Raw genomic sequence first — 18709 nt, forward strand, 5'->3', positions numbered from 1 at the left:
TGGCCGCTGAGGCCAATGGAATGGAGGCTGCTGGTTTATCCGATCGCCAGCGAACTGTCACGCGGGATGGGGAACTGTCACGCGGGGATGCAATGCGGCGCCGCGCCTGGGCGGAGGCGCGACGCCGCAGCGTCAGCGGGCCGGGATGGATCCGGCCCGCGTGAAGAGCGTAACGGGTAAAAAGGCCCTATTCTCCGGGTGCGAGATGCGGCGCTTCGATATGGGCTCCGGCGTGCTTCAGAGGCCGCTCGCCGGTAAGCTTGCGGATCAGCACGTAGAAGACCGGCGTCATGAAGATGCCGAAGGCGGTGACGCCGATCATGCCGGCAAAGACCGCGACACCCATGGCCGAGCGCATTTCCGCACCGGCCCCCGTGGACGTGACCAGCGGCACCACGCCCATGATGAAGGCCATCGAGGTCATCAGGATCGGACGAAGACGCAGCCGGCTCGCCTCGATCGCGGCCTTGACCGGGGTGCTGCCCGACAGTTCGAGTTCGCGGGCGAACTCGACGATCAGGATGGCATTCTTCGCCGACAGGCCGACCAGCACGATCAGGCCGATCTGGGTGAAGACGTTGTTGTCGCCTCCCGTCAGCCAGACGCCCACCAGTGCCGCCATGATGCCCATCGGCACGATCAGGATGATCGAGATCGGCAGAGTCAGGCTTTCATACTGGGCGGCGAGCACCAGATAGACGAGCAGCAGCGCCAGCGGGAAGACCAGGATGCCCGAATTACCGGCCAGGATCTGCTGATAGGTGAGATCCGTCCATTCGAAGGCGATGCCCGGCGGCAGGGTTCCGGCGGCGATCTTCTCGATAGCCGCCTGTGCCTGGCCGGACGAGAAGCCCGGAGCCGGGCCGCCGTTGATGTCGGCGGACAGGAAGCCGTTATAGCGGATCGCCCGTTCGGCGCCGACGGTCTGCTCGACCTTCAACAGCGCCGACAGCGGGATCATCTCGCCGGTCTGCGAACGCACCTTCAGCTTGCCGATGTCGTCGGCATGGCTGCGGTAGTTGGCATCCGCCTGGATGCGCACGCTGTAGGTGCGGCCGAAGGCGTTGAAGTCGTTGACGTAGAGCGAGCCCAGGTAGATCTGCAGGGTCTCGAACACGTCGGTGACCGCCACGCCGAGCTGGCGTGCCTTCACCCGATCGAGGTCGGCATAAAGCTGCGGCACGTTGATCTGGAAGCTGGAATAGAGCCCGGCCAGCTCAGGCGTCTGGTAGGCCTTGGCAAGGAACGCCTTGGTCGCCTCGTCGAGCGCCTGGTAACCGAGGCCGTTCTTGTCCTCGAGCTGCAGCTTGAAGCCGCCGGTCGTGCCGAGACCCTGGACGGGCGGCGGCGGGAACATGGCGATGAAGGCATCCTGGATCGCGCCGAATTCCTGGTTGAGCTGCATGGCGATCGCGCCGCCGGACAGTTCGGGCGTCGTGCGCTCCTCGAAGGGTTTCAGGGCAACGAAGACGATGCCGGAGTTCGACGAGTTGGTGAAGCCGTTGATCGACAGGCCCGGGAAGGCGATGGCGTTCTTGACGCCCGGATGCTTGAGCGCAATTTCGCTCATGCGCTTGATCACGTCTTCCGAGCGGTCGAGCGTTGCTCCATCAGGAAGCTGGGCGAAGCCGATCAGGTACTGCTTGTCCTGGGCCGGCACGAAGCCGCCGGGGATGGCGCGGAACAGCGTGAAGGTGACGCCGAGCAGCAGGACATAGACGACCATGATCAGCGACTTGCGCGTCAGGATGCGGCCGACGCCGCGGCCATAGGCCTCCGAGCTTGCCCCGAAGAAGCGGTTGAAGCCGCGGAAGAACCAGCCGAAGGCCTTGTCCATCGCCCGCGTCAGCCAATCCTTCGGCGCGTGATGGTCCTTCAGGAGAAGGGCGGCCAGCGCCGGAGACAGCGTCAGCGAGTTGAGGGCCGAGATGACAGTCGAGATCGCGATCGTCAGCGCGAACTGGCGATAGAACTGACCGGTGAGGCCGGTGATGAAGGCGAGCGGCACGAAGACGGCGACGAGCACCAGCGCAATCGCGATGATCGGGCCGGAGACTTCCTGCATGGCGCGATAGGTCGCCTGAACCGGCGACAGGCCCTGCTCGATGTTGCGTTCGACGTTTTCCACCACCACGATCGCATCGTCGACGACGATGCCGATCGCAAGCACCAGGCCGAAGAGGCTGAGCGCGTTGATCGAGAAGCCGAAGACATACATCACCGCGAAGGTGCCGACGATCGAGACCGGCACGGCGACGAGCGGGATGATCGAGGCGCGCCAGGTCTGCAGGAAGATGATGACGACAAGCACGACGAGCGCGATCGCTTCGAGCAGGGTATGGATGACCGACTCGATCGAGGCGCGGACGAATTGCGTCGTGTCGTAGACGATCTCGTAGTCGACGCCCTCAGGCATGGTGAGCTTCAGCTCAGCCATGGCCTTGTGCACGTTTTCGGAGATCTGGATCGCGTTCGAGCCCGGCGCCTGGAAAATGCCCATGCCGACCGCCGGCTTGTTGTCGAGCAGCGAGCGCAGCGAGTAGTCGGCAGCGCCCATCTCGACGCGGGCGACGTCGCCAAGGCGGGTCACTTCGCCCTCGGCGCCGGATTTGACGACGATGTTGGCGAAATCCTCAGGTGTCTGCAGACGGCCTTGCGCGTTGACGGAAAGCTGCAGGTCGAGGCCGGGCACGGAGGGCGAGGCACCGATGACGCCGGCGGCCGCCTGGACGTTCTGACCGCGCACCGCATTGGCGATGTCGCTTGCGGCAAGACCGCGCTCGGCGGCCTTCTGCGGGTCGATCCAGACGCGCATCGAATAGTCGCCGCCGCCGAAGATCTGCACCTGGCCGACGCCGTCGATGCGGGCCAGCCGATCCTTGACGTTCAGCACACCGTAGTTGCGCAGATAGTTGATGTCATATTGCCCGTTCGGCGAGATCAGGTGCACGACCAGCGTCAGGTCTGGCGAGCTCTTGACGGTGGTGACGCCGAGGCGGCGCACTTCCTCGGGCAACCGCGGCTCGGCCTGCGAGACGCGGTTCTGCACGAGCTGCTGGGCCTGATCGGGATCGGTGCCCAGTTCGAAGGTGACCGTCAGCGTCATCAGGCCGTCGGCGGTCGCCTGGCTCTGCATGTAGAGCATGCCTTCGACGCCATTGATCTGTTCTTCGAGCGGTGTCGCCACCGTCTCGGCGATAACGGCCGGGTTGGCGCCCGGATACTGCGCGCGCACGACGATCTGCGGCGGCACGACTTCGGGATATTCGGAGATCGGCAGACCGGTCATGCCGATCAGGCCGGCCACGAAGATCAGGACCGAAAGAACGCCCGCGAAGACCGGGCGGTCGACGAAGAAGCGTGAGAAATTCATGGTATCCCCCTTGGGACGAGTTCGGGCAGACGGCGGGTGTCCCGCGGCGAAAGGTGTCGCCGCGCGGCGCTGTCTGCTGAGTGATGCCTAGGCCGGCCGCCTCTTCACACCAGGCGAAGAGGCACCTGATTACTTGGCGATCGAGGCAGTCGTTTCCTCGACCTGCTGCGGCGCCACGACGACGCCAGGGCGAACCCGCTGCAGGCCGTTGACGACAATGTTCTCGCCGGACTTCAGGCCGCTTTCGACGATCCGCAGACCATCGGAATTCGGCCCGAGTTTCACCTGGCGATACTCGACCTTGTTGTCGGTACCGACGACGAAGACGAACTTCTTGTCCTGGTCGGAGCCGATGGCGCGGTCGCTGATCACGAGCTTTTCCTCGGGGTCCGGTTCGCCGATGCGGATGCGGACGAACTGGCCAGAGATCAGCCTGCCGTCGGCGTTTTCGAGCGCTGCACGCACCCGGATCGTGCCGGTTGCCGCATCCACCTCGTTGTTGATGAGCTGGATATGGCCCGTGATCGGCGTGCCCTCGTCGGCGGCGGTGCCGACCTGGACCGGAAGGCGCTCGATCGCGTCGCCGCCGGCCGAGGCGGCAAGCTTGGCGAGTGCCGTCGTGACCACCTCTTCGCTGGCGTTGAAGCTCGCATAGATCGGATCGACCGAGACGAGTGTGGTCAGCACCGGCGAGGCGGAGCCTGCGGCGACCAGGTTGCCGGCGGTGACGTCGAGCCGGCCGACGCGGCCGGAAATCGGCGCCCGCACCTCCGTATATTGCAGGTCGAGTTCGGCGGTGCGCAACGCCGCCTTGGCCGAGCGCACTTCGGCTTGAGCTTCGTCATAGGCGCTGGAGCGCTGGTCGACGCTGCTCTGCGGCACGGCGCTGGTGGTCACCAGCTTGCGGCCGCGCTCGAGTTCGATCTTGGCAAGCGCGACGCGCGCTTCGGCTGCCTCGACCTGGGCCTTCGCCCGTTCGACGGCCGCGGCATAGGGCTCGGGATCGATCGTTACCAAGAGATCGCCCTGCTTGACGAGCGCGCCTTCGCGGAAATGCGCCTTGAGAATGGCGCCGCCGACGCGCGGGCGAACCTCGACCCGCTCGATCGCTTCGAGCCGGCCGGAGAATTCCTCCCAGGTGGTGATACGCTTGGACTGCGCCCGCGACACCGAGACCGGCACGGCCGGAGGTGGCGCCGCGGCGGTCTCGGTTGCGGCGTCGGCCTCGAAATGCTGCGGCAGGCCGAGCATGACGGCACCACCGCCGGCGACAGACAAAAGGATACTCAGGCCGGCGCCCCAGAGGGCCCGACGGGTCACTATCGATGTCATCTTTTCTCTCCTTGCCGGTTGGGAGCCGGCGCGTTGCTTTCGATGTCAGACAAGGTGAAGGGGCTGGGTGACCGCCGCTCTCGTCTAACGCACCGTCATTTCCGCCGGCTTCGCCCCCGTCTTCTGGAAGAAGCGGGAGAAGATGCCGGTAATCTCTTCCTGCTGTGCCGCCCAGTTTTCCTTGGCGACCGTATTCTGCGGCAGCCATCCGGCTCGTCCCGGCAGGACGTGAGATTCAACTGATACGCCCGCCTGACGCAGGCGTTTGGCATAGGCTTCGGTTTCGTCGCGCATCGGACACTCCTCGCTGGTGAGGATCAGCGAAGGCACGAGGCCGGCGAGCCGCGTGCAGTGGGCCGGCGCGGCGTAAGGATGCGTGAAGCCGCCGCTTTGCCCGAGGTAGCGCTGCCAGCCGTCGGCGATCGATTGCGCCGAGGACTGCGGACAGTATTGCCGGAACGATTCCGTCGCGAGACACGGGTCGAGCATCGGCGACAAAAGAATCTGGCCCTTGAGGTCGGTCAGATACTGGTCACGCGCCATCAGCGCGGCGCCGGCGGCAACATTGCCGCCCGCCTCTTCGCCGGCCACGAACAGCGACGATTTCTTGTGCGCGAACTGCGGGCAGCGCGAGCGCATCGACGACAGCATGGCGTAGGCGACATCAAGCGCCGCGGGAAACGGATTGAGGCAAGCTGTGGAATATTCCGGCGAGATCACCACGGCGCCAGCCGCCGCAAGCGCCTCGGCGACGCGCTCACCGGCGGCGATCGTTCCGCCCATGAAGGAGCCGCCATGCAGGTGCAGCACGACCGGCGGCGGATTGAGCAAAGCTTCGCCGCGGTAGACGCGTGCCGTGCAGCAGCCTTGGCCGGTCTGCATCGTCTCCACTTTGAACAGTTCGCCCATCTCTCTTGCCTTCGGCCCGAGCTCAACCCACATGTGGCGACAACACGCCACGGTAGGAGAATAACATTGTCTTCTGTCTGGAATAGTCTTTTCAAACTGACTACACTATTCGTATTCTCGAACAATTATGGCTCTTGAAAATGGACCAGCTCACGGCCATGCGTGCGTTCCTCCGGGTCGTCGAAACCGGGAACTTCACGCGCGCCTCCGCGTCGCTCAGCATGCCCAAGGCAACGTTGACCAATCTCATCCAGGGGCTGGAGGCGCATCTGCGCACGAAGCTCCTGAACCGCACCACGCGCCGCGTGCTGGTGACGCCTGATGGTGCGCTTTATTACGAGCGGGCCGCGCGCCTCTTGACCGACCTCGACGAACTGGACGGCAGCCTGTCGAGCGCCCAGAGTTTGCCGAAGGGGCGATTGCGTGTCGAGACGGCGGGCGCCTTTGCCAATCTGATCATCGTTCCAGCGCTTCCTGAGTTCAATCGGAAGTATCCGGACATCCAGATCGACCTCGGCGTTTCCGATCGCACCGTCGACTATCTCGCGGAGAACGTCGATTGCGCCATCCGTGGCGGCGCACTGACGGATCAGTCGCTGATCGCCCGACGCATTACAGAGATGAAATTCGTCACCTGCGCCTCGCCGGAATATCTCAAGCGGCACGCAATGCCGCAGCATCCTTCCGATCTCGCGAAGAATTGCTCCGTTGTCGGCTATTTCATGCCGAAGACCGGCCAGCCGATGCCCTACCAGTTCCGCCGCGGCAACGAAGAGATGGAGGTCCAGGGTCGTTACAGCGTCGCGGCAAACGAGGCGACGACCTATCTTGCTGCCGCGCGCGCCGGATTGGGTGTCATCCAGGTGCCGCTCTTCATGGTCCGCGACGATCTGCGGGCCGGCACCATGGTTCCGGTGCTCAGCGACTGGCAGATCGATCCGGAGCCGGTCTATCTTGTCTATCCGCCGAACCGCCACTTGAGCAGTCGCCTGCGCGTCTTTGCCGACTGGGTGGTGAAGGTGGTCGCCCAGTCGCAACTCGACGCGGAGTGAGCCTCACTTGTCTCGTTCGGCGTCGTAGCGCTCGCGGGCCACATCCAGCGCGCCGAAATGCGTCTCGGCCCAACGATCGAGCACCAGCAAGGTTTCGCTGAGTGAGCGGCCGATCGGGCTCAAGCTGTATTCCACATGCGGCGGCACGGTCTTCTTGTCCTCGCGGATAACGAGGCCGTTGCGCTCCAGCTCCTTCAGCGTCTGCGTCAGCATCTTCTGCGAGATGTCGCCGAGCCGGCGCATCAGCGCGGCATTGCGCATCGGCCCACCTTCGAGCGCCGAGATAATGAGCATCGGCCATTTGCCGGCGATCAGCTCCAGCGCGTGGCGTGACGAGCAGGTTGGATCGAACACGTCAGGGATCGAGGCTGCGGGCGCTTTCGCCGGGCTTTCCGGATTTTCCATAGTTACCAAAAGGTGCGTAATTGTTATTTGGTGCCTACCCTACCAGATTGTGAACCATGTGAGAATTCCAATGGAGACGAACATGGCATGGATCATTCTGATAGCGGCGAGCCTCGTCGAGATCGTCATGGGGCTGGCGCTGAAATACGCCGAGGGCTGGACGAAACTGATGCCGAGCGCGATCGGCATCGCGGCAGCTCTCGGCAGCGTCTATCTCCTGACGATCGCGATGCGAGACCTGCCGGCAGGCACAGCCTACGCCGCCTGGACCGGCATCGGCTCGGTCGGCATCACTGTGCTCGGCATCGTGCTCTTCGGCGACCCGATCTCCTGGATGCGCATCACCTGCATCGCGATGATCATCGTCGCCGTCGCCGGCCTTCGCTTCCTGGAAGCCTGAGACCACATCGTTCGCAACCCTGCTCACGAAAAAAAGCGCCGCGATCCGATCGCGGCGCTTTTTAATTGACTGAGAACTCTGCCGGTGTCGGCTTAGCCCTGGCGGTTCTTGGCGTTGCCCTTGGGCTTGGTTTTGGGCTTGAAGCCGCCGTCCTTGCTGGCGTCCGGCTTGCCCTTCTTCTTGTTGTTCCAGGGCTTGTCGGCACCCTTGGCCGGCGGCCGGTCCTCGGTATGGGTCGGTCCATCGGAATAGGCGGCCTTCTTTTCGAACTTCCGCTTCGGCTTGAAGTCGCCGCGATCATCGCTCCGCACAGCATCGTCGGAATAGGGGCGCTTCTTGGCAAAGCCCGGCTTGTCCTTGGAGAAGTTTGGTTTGTCCTTGGAGTAGCTCGGCTTTTCCTGACGCTGCTGCGAAAGGTCAGGCGCGCCAGCGAGCGGCTTCACCCGAATGCCTTTCTCCAGCATCTTGTCCTTGCCGATGGCCGACAGGAACCGTTCGGCACCCTCGGAGGTCATCTCGACGAAGGTTTCCTCCTGCTGCATGCGGATCGCGCCGATGTCGCGCTTCGTCAGCTTGCCGTGGCGGCAGAGCATCGGGATCAGCCAGCGCGGCTCAGCGCTCTGCTTGCGGCCGACCGATAGCGAGAACCAGCTGCCGTCGCTGAAATCCGCGCGATCGGCGCCGAAATCCTCGCGGGGTCCGGCGCGCTCGTCCCGGCGCGGTTTTGCACGATTGTCCCCGACGGCAACCTCGATCAGGTCTTCCGGAGCGGAGCGTCCCGAGCGGAACTGGCGCACAAAGGCAGCGGCCATCTGTTCAGCGCCGTGGCGTTCGATGAGCGCCGCGACGATCGCCTGTTCGTCCTCGCGGATCGGCTCGGCAAAGCTGGTGTCGGCAAGCAGGCGCTCGTCGTCACGCTGGCTGACCTCGTCGGCCGACGGTGGCCGGGCCCATGTCGCGGTGATCCGGCCGCCGTCGAGCAGGCGCTCGGCCTTGCGGCGCTGGTTGACCGGCACGATCAGCGCGCTCACACCCTTCTGGCCGGCGCGGCCGGTACGGCCGCTGCGGTGCAGCAGCGTTTCCGAGTTGGTCGGCAGGTCGGCGTGGATGACCAGTTCGAGGCCCGGCAGGTCAATGCCGCGCGCGGCGACGTCGGTGGCGATGCAGACGCGGGCGCGGCCGTCGCGCATGGCCTGCAGCGCGTGCGTGCGCTCGTTCTGGCTGAGCTCGCCCGAGAGCGCCACCACCGAGAAGCCGCGGTTGTTGAAACGGGCGGTCAGGTGGTTGACCGCGGCGCGGGTCGAACAGAAGACGATCGCGTTTCTGGCCTCGTAGTAGCGCAGCACGTTGATGATCGCGTTCTCGCGATCGTTCGGCGCCACCGTCAGGGCGCGATATTCGATGTCGACATGCTGCTTCTGTTCGGAAGCGGTGCTGATGCGCACGGCGTCGCGCTGGTAGTTCTTGGCGAGCGTGGCGATCGATTTCGGCACGGTTGCCGAGAACATCAGCGTGCGGCGGTCATCGGGGGATTCCTCGAGAATGAATTCGAGGTCCTCGCGGAAGCCGAGGTCGAGCATCTCGTCGGCCTCGTCGAGCACGATGGCGCGCAGCGAGGAAATGTCGAGCGAGTTGCGGCGGATATGGTCGCAAAGACGTCCGGGCGTGCCGACGACGATGTGAGCGCCGCGTTCCAGCGCCCGCTTCTCGGTACGCATGTCCATGCCGCCAACACAGGAAGCGATGGTCGCGCCGGTTTGTTCGTAGAGCCATTCGAGCTCGCGCTTCACCTGCAGCGCCAATTCGCGCGTCGGGGCGATCGCCAGCGCCAGCGGTGCGCCGGCCGGGCCGAAGCGGCGCTCGTCACCCAGCAGGGTCGGTGCGAGCGCAAGGCCGAAGGCGACCGTCTTGCCGGAACCGGTTTGCGCCGAGACCAGCGCGTCCCTGTCGGCGAGCTCCGGGTCGCGCATCGCCTTTTGAACCGGCGTCAATTCGTTGTAACCGCGTTTTGCCAACGCCTCGGCGATCGCAGGCGCGATCCCTTCGAATTCAGTCATATCGTGTCTTTCGGATTTCGGTCGTCATGCCCAGGACGAACGGATCGTCATTGGCGCGAATTGCCGTGGCCAGCACGTCGCGGGCCTGTCATGGCGCGCTACATACGCGCTCGCACGGTTCTTGTACAGGGGCGAAGGGTCCAGAGCGGGATGAGGAACGGTGTGCACGGTTTTCCGCCCGCATCCCGCTCCAACTTACAGGAAACGATCCTTTTGTGATTTTGGGTCGATCCGATCCAAAATCATCGTGTCTAGATTCCCGGTTGGTCGCTGCGCGCGCCGAATTCGTTGGGTCCCGGCTCACCCGGCCACAGGCAAAGCGCGATGAAGACCACCGGGCTGAGGACGGGAATGAACAGACAGAGCGAGAGCGGTCCGGGATAGCCGATATCGTGCAGGCGCTTGATCGCCAGCATGGCGATCGAGGGCAGGGAGACGATCGCCGAGATGGCGAACGCCAGCGTCCAGAGGGCCAGCGCCGTCTCGTGTTCTTCGTTGGCAACCATCCTGGCGACGATGAAGCCGCCGATGAGGAACCAGAACAGCCAGGACAGGAAGAAGGGCAGGCGGCCGATGCGACCGGAGGGGCTGAAGAACAGCCAGGTCATGCTCGGCTGCGGCCCCTCCGGTGTCATCGCATCAGTCCCGAAGCAGTTCGTTGATGCCGGTCTTCGAGCGGGTCTTCTCGTCGACGCGCTTGACGATGACGGCGCAATAGAGGTTCGGTGCCGGCTGGCCGTTGCCCATGGTCGAGCCGGAAGGCATCGAGCCTGCGACGACGACGGAATAGGGCGGCACTTCGCCATAGGTCACTTCGCCGGTGGCGCGGTCGACGATCTTGGTCGACTTGCCGATGAAGACGCCCATGCCGAGGACCGAGCCTTCGCGCACGATGCAGCCTTCGACGACTTCCGAGCGGGCGCCGATGAAGCAATTGTCCTCGATGATCGTCGGGCCGGCCTGCATCGGCTCCAGTACGCCGCCGATGCCGACACCGCCAGAGAGATGCACGTGCTTGCCGATCTGGGCGCAGGAGCCGACGGTAGCCCAGGTATCGACCATCGTGCCTTCACCGACATAGGCGCCGAGGTTGACGAAGGACGGCATCAGGATCGCGTTGGGGGCGATGTAGGCCGAGCGGCGCACGACACAGTTCGGCACGGCGCGGAAACCAGCTTTCTCGAATTCGTTGACGCTCCAGCCGTCGAACTTCGACGGTACCTTGTCCCACCAGACGGACTGGCCCGGTCCACCCTTGACGATTTCCATCGGGTTGAGGCGGAAGGACAGTAGCACCGCCTTCTTCAGCCATTGATTGACCGTCCACACGCCATCCTCGCCGCGCTGGGCAACGCGGACCTTGCCGCTGTCGAGCAGATTGAGCGCTGTCTCGACGGCATCGCGCACTGCGCCGCGCGTTCCGGTGTTGACGGAATCGCGGTCTTCAAAGGCGGTCTCGATCGTCTGCGACAGGGAGGTGAGGTCGTGGTTCGTCATCGGAATTCCTTAAAGTTCGGCGGTTATCCTGCGAAAGCTCTACTGCATAATTCCTCAAATCGGAATCGATTTAAGGACAAAAATACGCAGCAGATTTAGGTGCTGCAGCGATCTTGACACGTCTTGGCGGACGTGTGGCGCTGTAGAAGGCGGTCCTGAAAAGTTGAAGGGCTTTTCAGGCCGATGCGCTTGCCCGGGGTTGGCAAATCCGGGCGATTCCTGCACTACAGCGCCGCGCACCCGTTCGGGACGCGCAAGGGGCGCGCAGCGCATTGCTGCGCTTGCAACCTTCATGACCGGGGATTGAGGATAGGACGCGTCTGGCCGAGATGCCGATTGTCCGGAACGCGACGAGAAAGACGACACGATGGCACGCATGAAGAAGCGCGCACTGCGCCGCAAGGACGGGGTCTGGGATCCACTGGCCGACAGCTCGCAGAGCCGGCAGCGAGCGCAGACGGTCCCGATCACGCCGCAATCGGCATCGCCCTCCTATCGCCTCGCCTATATCGACGACGATTTCCTTTGCCGCGAGGAACTGCGCCCGGTCCGGCTGCAGCTCGAACTTATGAAGACCGAGATGATGCTGGAAGAACGCGGCATCAATTCCACCATAGTGATGTTCGGTGGTGCCCGCATTCCCGAGCCCGGCGGCGACGCCTGGGCGGCAAAGAACGAGACCCAGCGCAAGAACCTCGAAGCGGCCTCGGTCTATTACGAGGAAGCGCGCAAGTTCGCGCGGCTCTGCTCCGAGCATTCGGCCAAGCTGCACCACAAGGAATATGTCGTCGTCACCGGCGGCGGACCTGGCGTGATGGAGGCGGGCAACCGCGGCGCCCACGATGTCGGTGCACCGTCGATCGGCCTCAACATCGTGCTGCCGCATGAGCAGGCGCCGAACCGCTTCGTAACGCCGGAACTGTCGTTCAACTTCCACTACTTCGCCATCCGCAAGATGCACTTCCTCTTGCGTGCCAAGGCCGTCACCGTCTTCCCCGGTGGCTTCGGCACGCTCGACGAGCTCTTTGAAACGATGACGCTGATGCAGACCGGACGTCTGGCGCTGGTGCCGCTCATTCTCTTCGGCGAAAAGTTCTGGCGTTCGATCGTCAACTTCGAGGCGCTTGCCGAATTTGGCACGATCGCACCCAATGACATTGATCTGGTACACTTTGTCGAAACGGCGGACGAAGCCTGGGAGATCATTGCCCGCTTCTACGAAACCGTCGATCCGAAGTCGGTGCCGATGGCGAACGGGCGGCGCTAGGCGCGGCGTTCAATAATGCACATAGCCCCTTGCGCGGGTTGCAAGGGGCTATGGGCTACTGCATGTTTCCTTAAATCGTAGCCGATTTAAGGATAAAAACATGCAGCAATTCAAAGTGCTACAGCGACCTTTGCGCGTCTGACTAAGACGCGCGGCGCTGTAGGCAGGAGCCTCTCCACCGGGCGGTGGAAAGAGGGGATGCTCCCGTCAGATCTTCTTGGTGAAGTCGGCTGTGTCGATGACACCGTCACCGTTCTTGTCTCGCCGCTTGAACATGGTCTCGGCGGCGCTCGAAACTTCGCTCGCGCTGAGCGAGCCATTGCCATCGGTGTCGATGCGTTTGAAGGCCTTCGGCCTGAGACCCGGCAGCATCGTTGGGCGAACTTCCTTGACCTTGGCAAGGGCCGCTTCGCGCTCGGTGCCAGTCTTGTCCTTGGCCTCTTTCCAGGCCTTGCGTGCCTCGCGGAAGGCTTCGCGTTTGGCCTTCATCTCATCGGCGCTGATCTGGCCATCGCCATTGGTGTCGAAGGTTTTGAAGTTGTCGGAGATCCGCGCCTCGGCGAGCGAAACCTTCTGGTCCTTGTCGGTGTCGAGCCGCTGGATCATGCGCTCGCCCCGTTGCTCGGGCGTCATCTTTTCGCGCGCGGCAAAAGAGGGGCCGGCCATGCCGGTGACGGCGACTGAGAGCGCGGTCACGGTAAGGATCAGGATCTTGTTCGGCATCATGCTTCCTTTCGATCGGGTTGTCCCTGATCGAAAGGATAGCCGGTGAAGCGCGCCGTTCCAGTTAAACTTTCGTAATATAAGTCATTGGCCGGAAAGAGGTTTTTTGCCGGCCAAATTGTGTCGGTCAGAGATCGGAGAGGACGTGGCGCAGGAAGCCGGTGAGGTCCTCCGTCACGTAGTCGATCTGCTCGTCGGTATCGTTCGACTTCTCCCAGGATTCGGCGAACGTATATTCGAGGTTGTGCGGCACCAGCAGCACCGTCTTCATGCCGAGCGCCTTCGGCACCAGGAGGTTGCGCGGCAGGTCCTCGAACATCACGGCGTTCCGGGTGTCGACCCGGTGCAGGCTCATGAACTTGTCATAGGTCTCACCAGCCGGCTTCGGCACGAAATCGGCCGCGACGATGTCGAAGATGTCGTCGAAATGGTCGAGGATCCCGAGCGCGCGCGCCGTCATCTGCGCATGCGCGACACTGCCGTTGGTGAAGATGAACTTGCGGCCCGGTAGCGACTTGATGGCTTCGCCGAGTGCCGGATCCGGCGGTACGATCGAGTAGTCGATCGCGTGCGCCTGCTCGAGAAACTCGTTCGGGTCGATGCCGTGGTGGATCATCAGACCTTTGAGCGTCGTGCCGTGGTCGCGGTAGTAGTCTTTCTGCAGCTTCTTCGCATCGGCCGGGTCCAGCGACAAAAGCTTCGCCACATAGGCCGTCATGTTGCGGTCGATCTGCGCAAACAGGTTGACGTGGTGCGGATAGAGCGTGTTGTCGAGGTCGAAGACCCAGTCGGTGACATGGGCGAAGTCGGATTGGTTCGGCAGGCGGTTGAGCTTTTTCATGACCGCCTTATGACATGGGGAAAGGTGGCGGCAAATGAGAAAAATGCAAATCGCTGCTCGGGCCGCAATGCTGGCGCATAGAATTCCACTTTGAATTGTCAAACCGGCGTGGCATCTTCCGGCGCGCGGTTTTGGCTCGGGGGAATGTAGGTGCCAATGTCGGACGAACTGTTCTATCTGCTGTTTCTGTTCGGATTCTACTCGTTTACCGTCGTGACCTATTTCGCGCTCGGTTACGGCATCACCTGGCTCAACGAGCGCAATCCCGAGCGAAAGATCCAGAAGGGACGTGGCTCCGACAAGCGGCGCAAGGCCGAGATCCGCCAGAGCCTGGCATCGATGTTCAGCGCCTGCCTGCCGCTGACGATCGGCCTCTATGCGCAGCAGAAAGGCTGGGCGCCGGCACCCTGGGATTTCAGCTGGTGGTGGGCGGTGCCGCTCTTCGTGCTCAGCATGATCCTCTACGATGCCTGGTTCTATTTCATGCACCGGCTGCTGCACACCAAGTGGCTGTATCCGCTGCATGCCCTGCATCATAAAAGCGTCGCGCCGACGATCTGGAGTACCTATTCGGAAGATGTCTTCGACAACTTCCTGCTTCAGAGCTTTTCCGCCGTCGTCGTTTTCGTCGTGCCGTTTCCGCCAGTGATCCTCATCGGGCATAGGCTGTTCGAGCATTTCAATGGCATGATCGGGCATTGCGGCTTCGAGTATTTCGCCACGTCGACGGCCCGTTATCCGTCTCCCCTGTTGTGCACGACGTTCCATGACCAGCACCATTCAGGCTTCAAATACAACTACGCCAACTATTTCTCGTTCTGGGATCGTGTGCTCGGCACGCTCGCACCCAACTACGATCAGCGCGTGAAGACGTTTGAGCACGAGGCGCCGCGGATCGCGATCAGTCCGTCCGTTGTGCTCGCCGAGGCTCAGGAAAAGGCGGACTGAAACGCTGGAGTGCGCGGGGCCTTGGCAATGCCGGGAGCCGCGTGCTAGCTCGCAGCCATGGAAACCTGGGTCCTCATCACCGTCGCTGCGGCATTCCTTCAGAATGTCCGCTCGGCCATGCAGAAACACCTGAAAGGCGTCATGGGCACGACGGGCGCGACCTTCGTGCGCTTCGGCTTCGGCCTGCCTTTCGCCTTTCTCTATCTGTTTCTGCTCTGGCAGGTGGCCGGTCGTCCGCTTCCAGTGCCGAATGGCACCTTCTTCCTCTGGGCTGTCATCGGCGGGCTGGCGCAGATCGCTGCGACCTTCCTGCTCGTCCACCTCTTCTCGTTCCGCAACTTTGCTGTCGGCACTGCCTATTCCCGCACCGAGCCGGCGCAGGCGGCGGTGTTTGGCCTTATCTTCCTCGGCGAAAAGGCGAGCCAGGGAACCCTGGTGGCAATCGCCATCTCGGTCGTCGGCGTGATGCTGATCTCGGTGGCGCGCACGACACTCAGCCCACGCACGCTCGTGACCTCGGTGTTCAGTCGCACGGCCGGCATCGGTCTGCTGTCAGGTACGTTCTTCGGTCTTTCGGCCGTTTCCTATCGTTCGGCCTCGCTGGCGCTCGCGCCGAGCCTTCCGGCGCCCGACTACATCATGCAGGCGAGCTATACGCTCGGATTCGTCATCCTGCTGCAGACTGTGGTCATGCTGATCTGGATCGTGCTTCGCGAACGTGACGAGCTGCCACGCATCGCCGCCGCCTGGAAGCCCGCCTTCGTCGTCGGCTTCGTCGGCGCATCCGCCTCCTTCGGCTGGTTCATGGCGATGACGCTGCAGCAGGCCGCTGTGGTCAAGGTCGTGGCGCAGGTGGAAATGCTCTTCACCTTCGCCTCGTCCTTCTTCATCTTCCGCGAATGGATCAACCGGCTCGAACTTTTCGGCTGCCTGCTGATCGTGCTCGGCGTGGTGATGCTCGTACTGATCTGAAAACGCGTGCTGATCTGAAAAAATAGGCGCCCGAAAACCGGCGCCTTTGCGCATGCGGGCGTGGTAGAACGCCTGTATGTTGTTCGATCTTCCCTCCGATGAAACGCTCTACGACGCGCTGATCGCGCGAAGCAGCGAATACGAAGGTGCTGCCTTCGTTTGCGTCAAGACGACAGGCGTCTTCTGCCGCCTGTCTTGCCCCGCCCGCAAACCGAAGCGCGAGAACACGATCTTCGTGGGCTCTATCGGGACCTGCCTGGAGACGGGTTTCCGTCCATGCCAGCGCTGCCGGCCGCTCGCGACGTTCGGCGCCAAGGACCCGCTCGTCGAGGACCTGCTGCAGGCGCTGGAAGCGGCACCGGAACGGCGCTGGAGCGAGGACGATATCGTTCGTCGTGGCCTCGATCCCTCGACGGTCCGGCGCGCTTTCAAGCGCAGCCTCGGCATCACTTTCCTCGATCTCGCGCGTCATCGTCGCCTGGGGCTGGCCGCCCGCCAGCTTGCCGACGGCGGCCGGGTGATCGATGCCCAGCTCGAGGCCGGATACGAATCGCCAAGCGGCTTTCGTGCCGCATTCCAGAACCTGCTCGGCGACGCACCGGCGGCAGCGCAGGGGAGGGCCCTGCTTTTCTCCGACTGGATCGAAACGCCGCTCGGGCCCATGGTCGCCGTTGCCGATGCCACGCATGTGCATCTGCTCGAGTTCCACGACCGCAAGGCGCTGCCGACCGAACTGGAGAAACTGAAGAAAGGGACACGCTCGGCCATTGTATCAGGCAGGACGGCGCCGATCGACGAGATCGAAAGCGAGCTCAACGCCTATTTCGCGGGCAAAACGGGCGCCTTCGAAACGCCGCTCGCGCCGGGCGGTACGGCCTTCGAACGCAACGTTTGGGCGCAGCTTGTAAAAATTCCCGTCGGCGAAACGCGATCCTATGGTGACATTGCCCGCGAGGTCGATACGATCCAGGCCGCGCGTGCCGTGGCCAAGGCCAACGGTTCCAACCGGATCGCCATTGTCATCCCCTGCCACCGTTGCATCGGCTCGGACGGTTCACTGACGGGGTATGGCGGCGGGCTCTGGCGGAAGCAATGGCTGCTCCGGCACGAAGGAAAACTGAAACCCAAGGGATTGTTCGTGGAGGAAATGCAATGAGCCAGAAGGAAAAGGCGCTCGCCTTTGCTGCCCTGCATCGGAAGGGCGACCCGGTGGTGCTCTATAATATCTGGGACGCCGGCAGCGCCAAGGCCGTGGCCGAAGCCGGTGCCAAGGCTCTTGCCACCGGAAGCTGGTCGGTGGCGGCCGCCCATGGTTTCGGCGATGGCGAGAAGGTGCCGATGGCGTGGCTCGCCGATGTCTCGCGGCTGATCGTGGCTTCGACGGAGCTGCCCGTCACCGTTGACTTCGAAGGCGCCTATTCCGACGATCCGGCAACAGGTGCCGCCAATGTCTCGCGCATTCTCGATGTCGGTGCCATCGGCATCAACTTCGAGGACCAGGTGGTCGGCAAGGGCGGCGTGCATGCCGTCGACAAGCAGGCGGCACGCATCCGCGCCATTCGCGAAATGGCCGATAGGCGGGGCATCCCGCTGTTCATCAATGCCCGCACCGACCTATTCCTGCAGGAGAGCGATGAGACGCGGCACGCCGGCCTCGTCGACGAGGCGATCGCGCGCGGCAAGGCCTATGCCGAAGCCGGCGCCAGCGGCTTCTTCGTTCCGTGGCTGGTCGATGAAGGGCTGATCGCCAAGGTCTGTGCTGCCTCCAGTCTGCCGGTCAACATCATGATGCGGCCGGCAGCGCCCGACGTGAAGTCACTCGCCCGCGCCGGCGTCGCGCGCATCAGCTATGGCCCGTTCCCCTACCGGGCGATGATGGAAAAGCTGAAAGCCGCAGCGACCGAGATCTACAAGGGCTGATCGGGCATCGCCCTCAAAAGGAAAGCGGGAGAGGGCCGATGCCGTCTCCCGCTTCTTTGTTTGATACGGTGCAGGTCGTTAAAGTCGATCAGGGCACGATCAGCGTGCCGGCGCCGCGCTCGGTGAAGATTTCGAGCAGCACCGAGTGGGCCGTCTTGCCGTTGAGGATGACGACGCCCTGGACGCCCGCCTTGATCGCCTCGATGCAGGTCTCGACCTTGGGGATCATGCCGCCGGAGATCGTGCCGTCGGCGATCAGCGCGCGGGCCTGGGAAACCGAGAGCTCCTTGATCAGGTTGCCCTGCTTGTCGAGAACCCCGGGAACATCCGTCAGGAACAGGAGGCGCGTGGCGTTCAGCGCACCGGCGATGGCGCCGGCGAAGGTGTCGGCGTTGATGTTGTAGGTGTGGCCGTCGCGGCCGGGCGCCACCGGTGCGATGACCGGGATCATCTCCGAGCGGGCGAGCAGGTCGATCAGCGTGCGGTCGACTTCGACCACTTCGCCGACGAAGCCGAGATCGAGGACGCGTTCGATGTTGCTATCCGGATCCTTGATGGTCTTGCGTGCCTTTTCGGCGAAGACCATGTTGCCGTCCTTGCCGCAAAGGCCGATCGCCCATTCGCCCGTCTGGTTGATGAGCGCGACGATCTCCTTGTTGATCGAGCCGGCAAGCACCATCTCGACGATCTCGACCGTCTTCTCGTCGGTGACGCGCAGGCCGCCCTCGAACTTCGATTCGATGCCCATCTTCGTCAGCATCGCGCCGATCTGCGGGCCGCCGCCGTGCACGACGATCGGGTTGACGCCTGACTGCTTCAGAAGCGCGATGTCGCTGGCAAAGGCGCGGCCGAGCTCGCTGTTGCCCATGGCATGGCCGCCATATTTGACGACGATCGTCTTGTTTTCGTAGCGCTGCATGTAGGGCAGGGCCTGGGTGAGCAGGCGTGCCTGGATTTCACTTTCATTGGCGGACATGGCGGACCCTCGAAAAATACCGGCTGCTGTTTAGCGC

Annotated in this window: 17 protein-coding genes; 7 read left to right on the plus strand and 10 right to left on the minus strand. The window is 63.3% G+C overall.

What is annotated here, in order from left to right:
* Window positions 1–187: 187 nt before the first annotated feature.
* The 3 genes from ACN9MO_RS00315 to ACN9MO_RS00325 all read right to left on the minus strand — a co-directional run bounded on the left by ACN9MO_RS00315 (window position 188) and on the right by ACN9MO_RS00325 (window position 5614).
* Window positions 188–3373: an efflux RND transporter permease subunit gene (locus ACN9MO_RS00315; RefSeq protein WP_093234101.1), complete on the minus strand. Its 3186-nt coding sequence runs from the start codon at window positions 3371–3373 to the stop codon at window positions 188–190.
* Window positions 3374–3502: 129 nt separating this feature from the next.
* Window positions 3503–4705, minus strand: a complete 1203-nt coding sequence (locus tag ACN9MO_RS00320; protein ID WP_093234102.1) for an efflux RND transporter periplasmic adaptor subunit — start codon at window positions 4703–4705, stop codon at window positions 3503–3505.
* Window positions 4706–4789: 84 nt separating this feature from the next.
* Window positions 4790–5614 carry an alpha/beta hydrolase fold domain-containing protein gene (locus ACN9MO_RS00325; RefSeq protein ID WP_112994122.1) on the minus strand — a complete coding sequence of 275 codons (825 nt, stop codon included), beginning with the start codon at window positions 5612–5614 and terminating at the stop codon, window positions 4790–4792.
* Window positions 5615–5754: 140 nt separating this feature from the next.
* Between ACN9MO_RS00325 and ACN9MO_RS00330 the strand changes: the two genes are divergently transcribed.
* Entirely contained in the window at window positions 5755–6666 is a 912-nt protein-coding gene (locus ACN9MO_RS00330) for a LysR family transcriptional regulator (RefSeq protein ID WP_058323636.1), read from the plus strand.
* Between the two features lie 3 nt (window positions 6667–6669).
* On the opposite strand, the gene ACN9MO_RS00335 is transcribed toward ACN9MO_RS00330, so the two are convergent.
* On the minus strand, window positions 6670–7020 hold the full coding sequence (locus ACN9MO_RS00335) for a winged helix-turn-helix transcriptional regulator (RefSeq protein WP_425986117.1): 351 nt from the start codon (window positions 7018–7020) through the stop codon (window positions 6670–6672).
* Between the two features lie 133 nt (window positions 7021–7153).
* Between ACN9MO_RS00335 and ACN9MO_RS00340 the strand changes: the two genes are divergently transcribed.
* A complete protein-coding gene (locus tag ACN9MO_RS00340) occupies window positions 7154–7471 on the plus strand; it encodes a DMT family transporter (RefSeq protein WP_058329132.1) in 318 nt (105 codons plus the stop codon).
* A gap of 92 nt (window positions 7472–7563) precedes the next feature.
* Here ACN9MO_RS00340 and ACN9MO_RS00345 read toward each other — a convergent pair whose 3' ends face one another.
* The 3 genes from ACN9MO_RS00345 to dapD all read right to left on the minus strand — a co-directional run bounded on the left by ACN9MO_RS00345 (window position 7564) and on the right by dapD (window position 11025).
* Window positions 7564–9528 carry a DEAD/DEAH box helicase gene (locus ACN9MO_RS00345; protein WP_110877897.1) on the minus strand — a complete coding sequence of 655 codons (1965 nt, stop codon included), beginning with the start codon at window positions 9526–9528 and terminating at the stop codon, window positions 7564–7566.
* A gap of 251 nt (window positions 9529–9779) precedes the next feature.
* Entirely contained in the window at window positions 9780–10163 is a 384-nt protein-coding gene (locus ACN9MO_RS00350; RefSeq protein ID WP_057248041.1) for a DUF805 domain-containing protein, read from the minus strand.
* Between the two features lie 4 nt (window positions 10164–10167).
* Window positions 10168–11025 (minus strand): 2,3,4,5-tetrahydropyridine-2,6-dicarboxylate N-succinyltransferase, encoded by an 858-nt coding sequence (gene dapD / locus ACN9MO_RS00355; RefSeq protein ID WP_065372254.1) that lies wholly within the window; start codon window positions 11023–11025, stop codon window positions 10168–10170.
* A 367-nt stretch (window positions 11026–11392) separates the two neighbouring features.
* Here dapD and ACN9MO_RS00360 point away from each other — a divergent pair, with 367 nt between their 5' ends.
* Entirely contained in the window at window positions 11393–12292 is a 900-nt protein-coding gene (locus ACN9MO_RS00360; RefSeq protein ID WP_057248043.1) for an LOG family protein, read from the plus strand.
* A 207-nt stretch (window positions 12293–12499) separates the two neighbouring features.
* Here the strand turns inward: ACN9MO_RS00360 and ACN9MO_RS00365 are convergent, their stop codons facing one another.
* The gene (locus ACN9MO_RS00365; RefSeq protein WP_162733560.1) at window positions 12500–13015 is read right to left on the minus strand and encodes an EF-hand domain-containing protein; all 516 of its coding nucleotides are present in this window, start codon (window positions 13013–13015) and stop codon (window positions 12500–12502) included.
* 127 nt (window positions 13016–13142) lie between these two features.
* The gene (locus ACN9MO_RS00370; RefSeq protein ID WP_082615700.1) at window positions 13143–13856 is read right to left on the minus strand and encodes a pyrimidine 5'-nucleotidase; all 714 of its coding nucleotides are present in this window, start codon (window positions 13854–13856) and stop codon (window positions 13143–13145) included.
* 156 nt (window positions 13857–14012) lie between these two features.
* Here ACN9MO_RS00370 and ACN9MO_RS00375 point away from each other — a divergent pair, with 156 nt between their 5' ends.
* The 4 genes from ACN9MO_RS00375 to ACN9MO_RS00390 all read left to right on the plus strand — a co-directional run bounded on the left by ACN9MO_RS00375 (window position 14013) and on the right by ACN9MO_RS00390 (window position 17696).
* Window positions 14013–14804 (plus strand): sterol desaturase family protein, encoded by a 792-nt coding sequence (locus ACN9MO_RS00375; protein WP_113132050.1) that lies wholly within the window; start codon window positions 14013–14015, stop codon window positions 14802–14804.
* Window positions 14805–14861: 57 nt separating this feature from the next.
* Window positions 14862–15776 (plus strand): DMT family transporter, encoded by a 915-nt coding sequence (locus ACN9MO_RS00380; protein WP_113132051.1) that lies wholly within the window; start codon window positions 14862–14864, stop codon window positions 15774–15776.
* A 76-nt stretch (window positions 15777–15852) separates the two neighbouring features.
* On the plus strand, window positions 15853–16932 hold the full coding sequence (locus tag ACN9MO_RS00385; protein ID WP_113132052.1) for a trifunctional transcriptional activator/DNA repair protein Ada/methylated-DNA--[protein]-cysteine S-methyltransferase: 1080 nt from the start codon (window positions 15853–15855) through the stop codon (window positions 16930–16932).
* Window positions 16929–17696, plus strand: a complete 768-nt coding sequence (locus ACN9MO_RS00390) for an isocitrate lyase/PEP mutase family protein (protein WP_113132053.1) — start codon at window positions 16929–16931, stop codon at window positions 17694–17696. The genes ACN9MO_RS00385 and ACN9MO_RS00390 overlap by 4 nt, the downstream gene beginning before the upstream one ends.
* Window positions 17697–17784: 88 nt before the next feature.
* Here the strand turns inward: ACN9MO_RS00390 and argB are convergent, their stop codons facing one another.
* Entirely contained in the window at window positions 17785–18672 is an 888-nt protein-coding gene (argB, locus tag ACN9MO_RS00395) for an acetylglutamate kinase (protein ID WP_058323632.1), read from the minus strand.
* Window positions 18673–18709 lie beyond the last annotated feature (37 nt).

Origin of the sequence: Ensifer sp. R-19 (assembly GCF_049905105.1) — a bacterium.
GTDB lineage: Bacteria > Pseudomonadota > Alphaproteobacteria > Rhizobiales > Rhizobiaceae > Ensifer.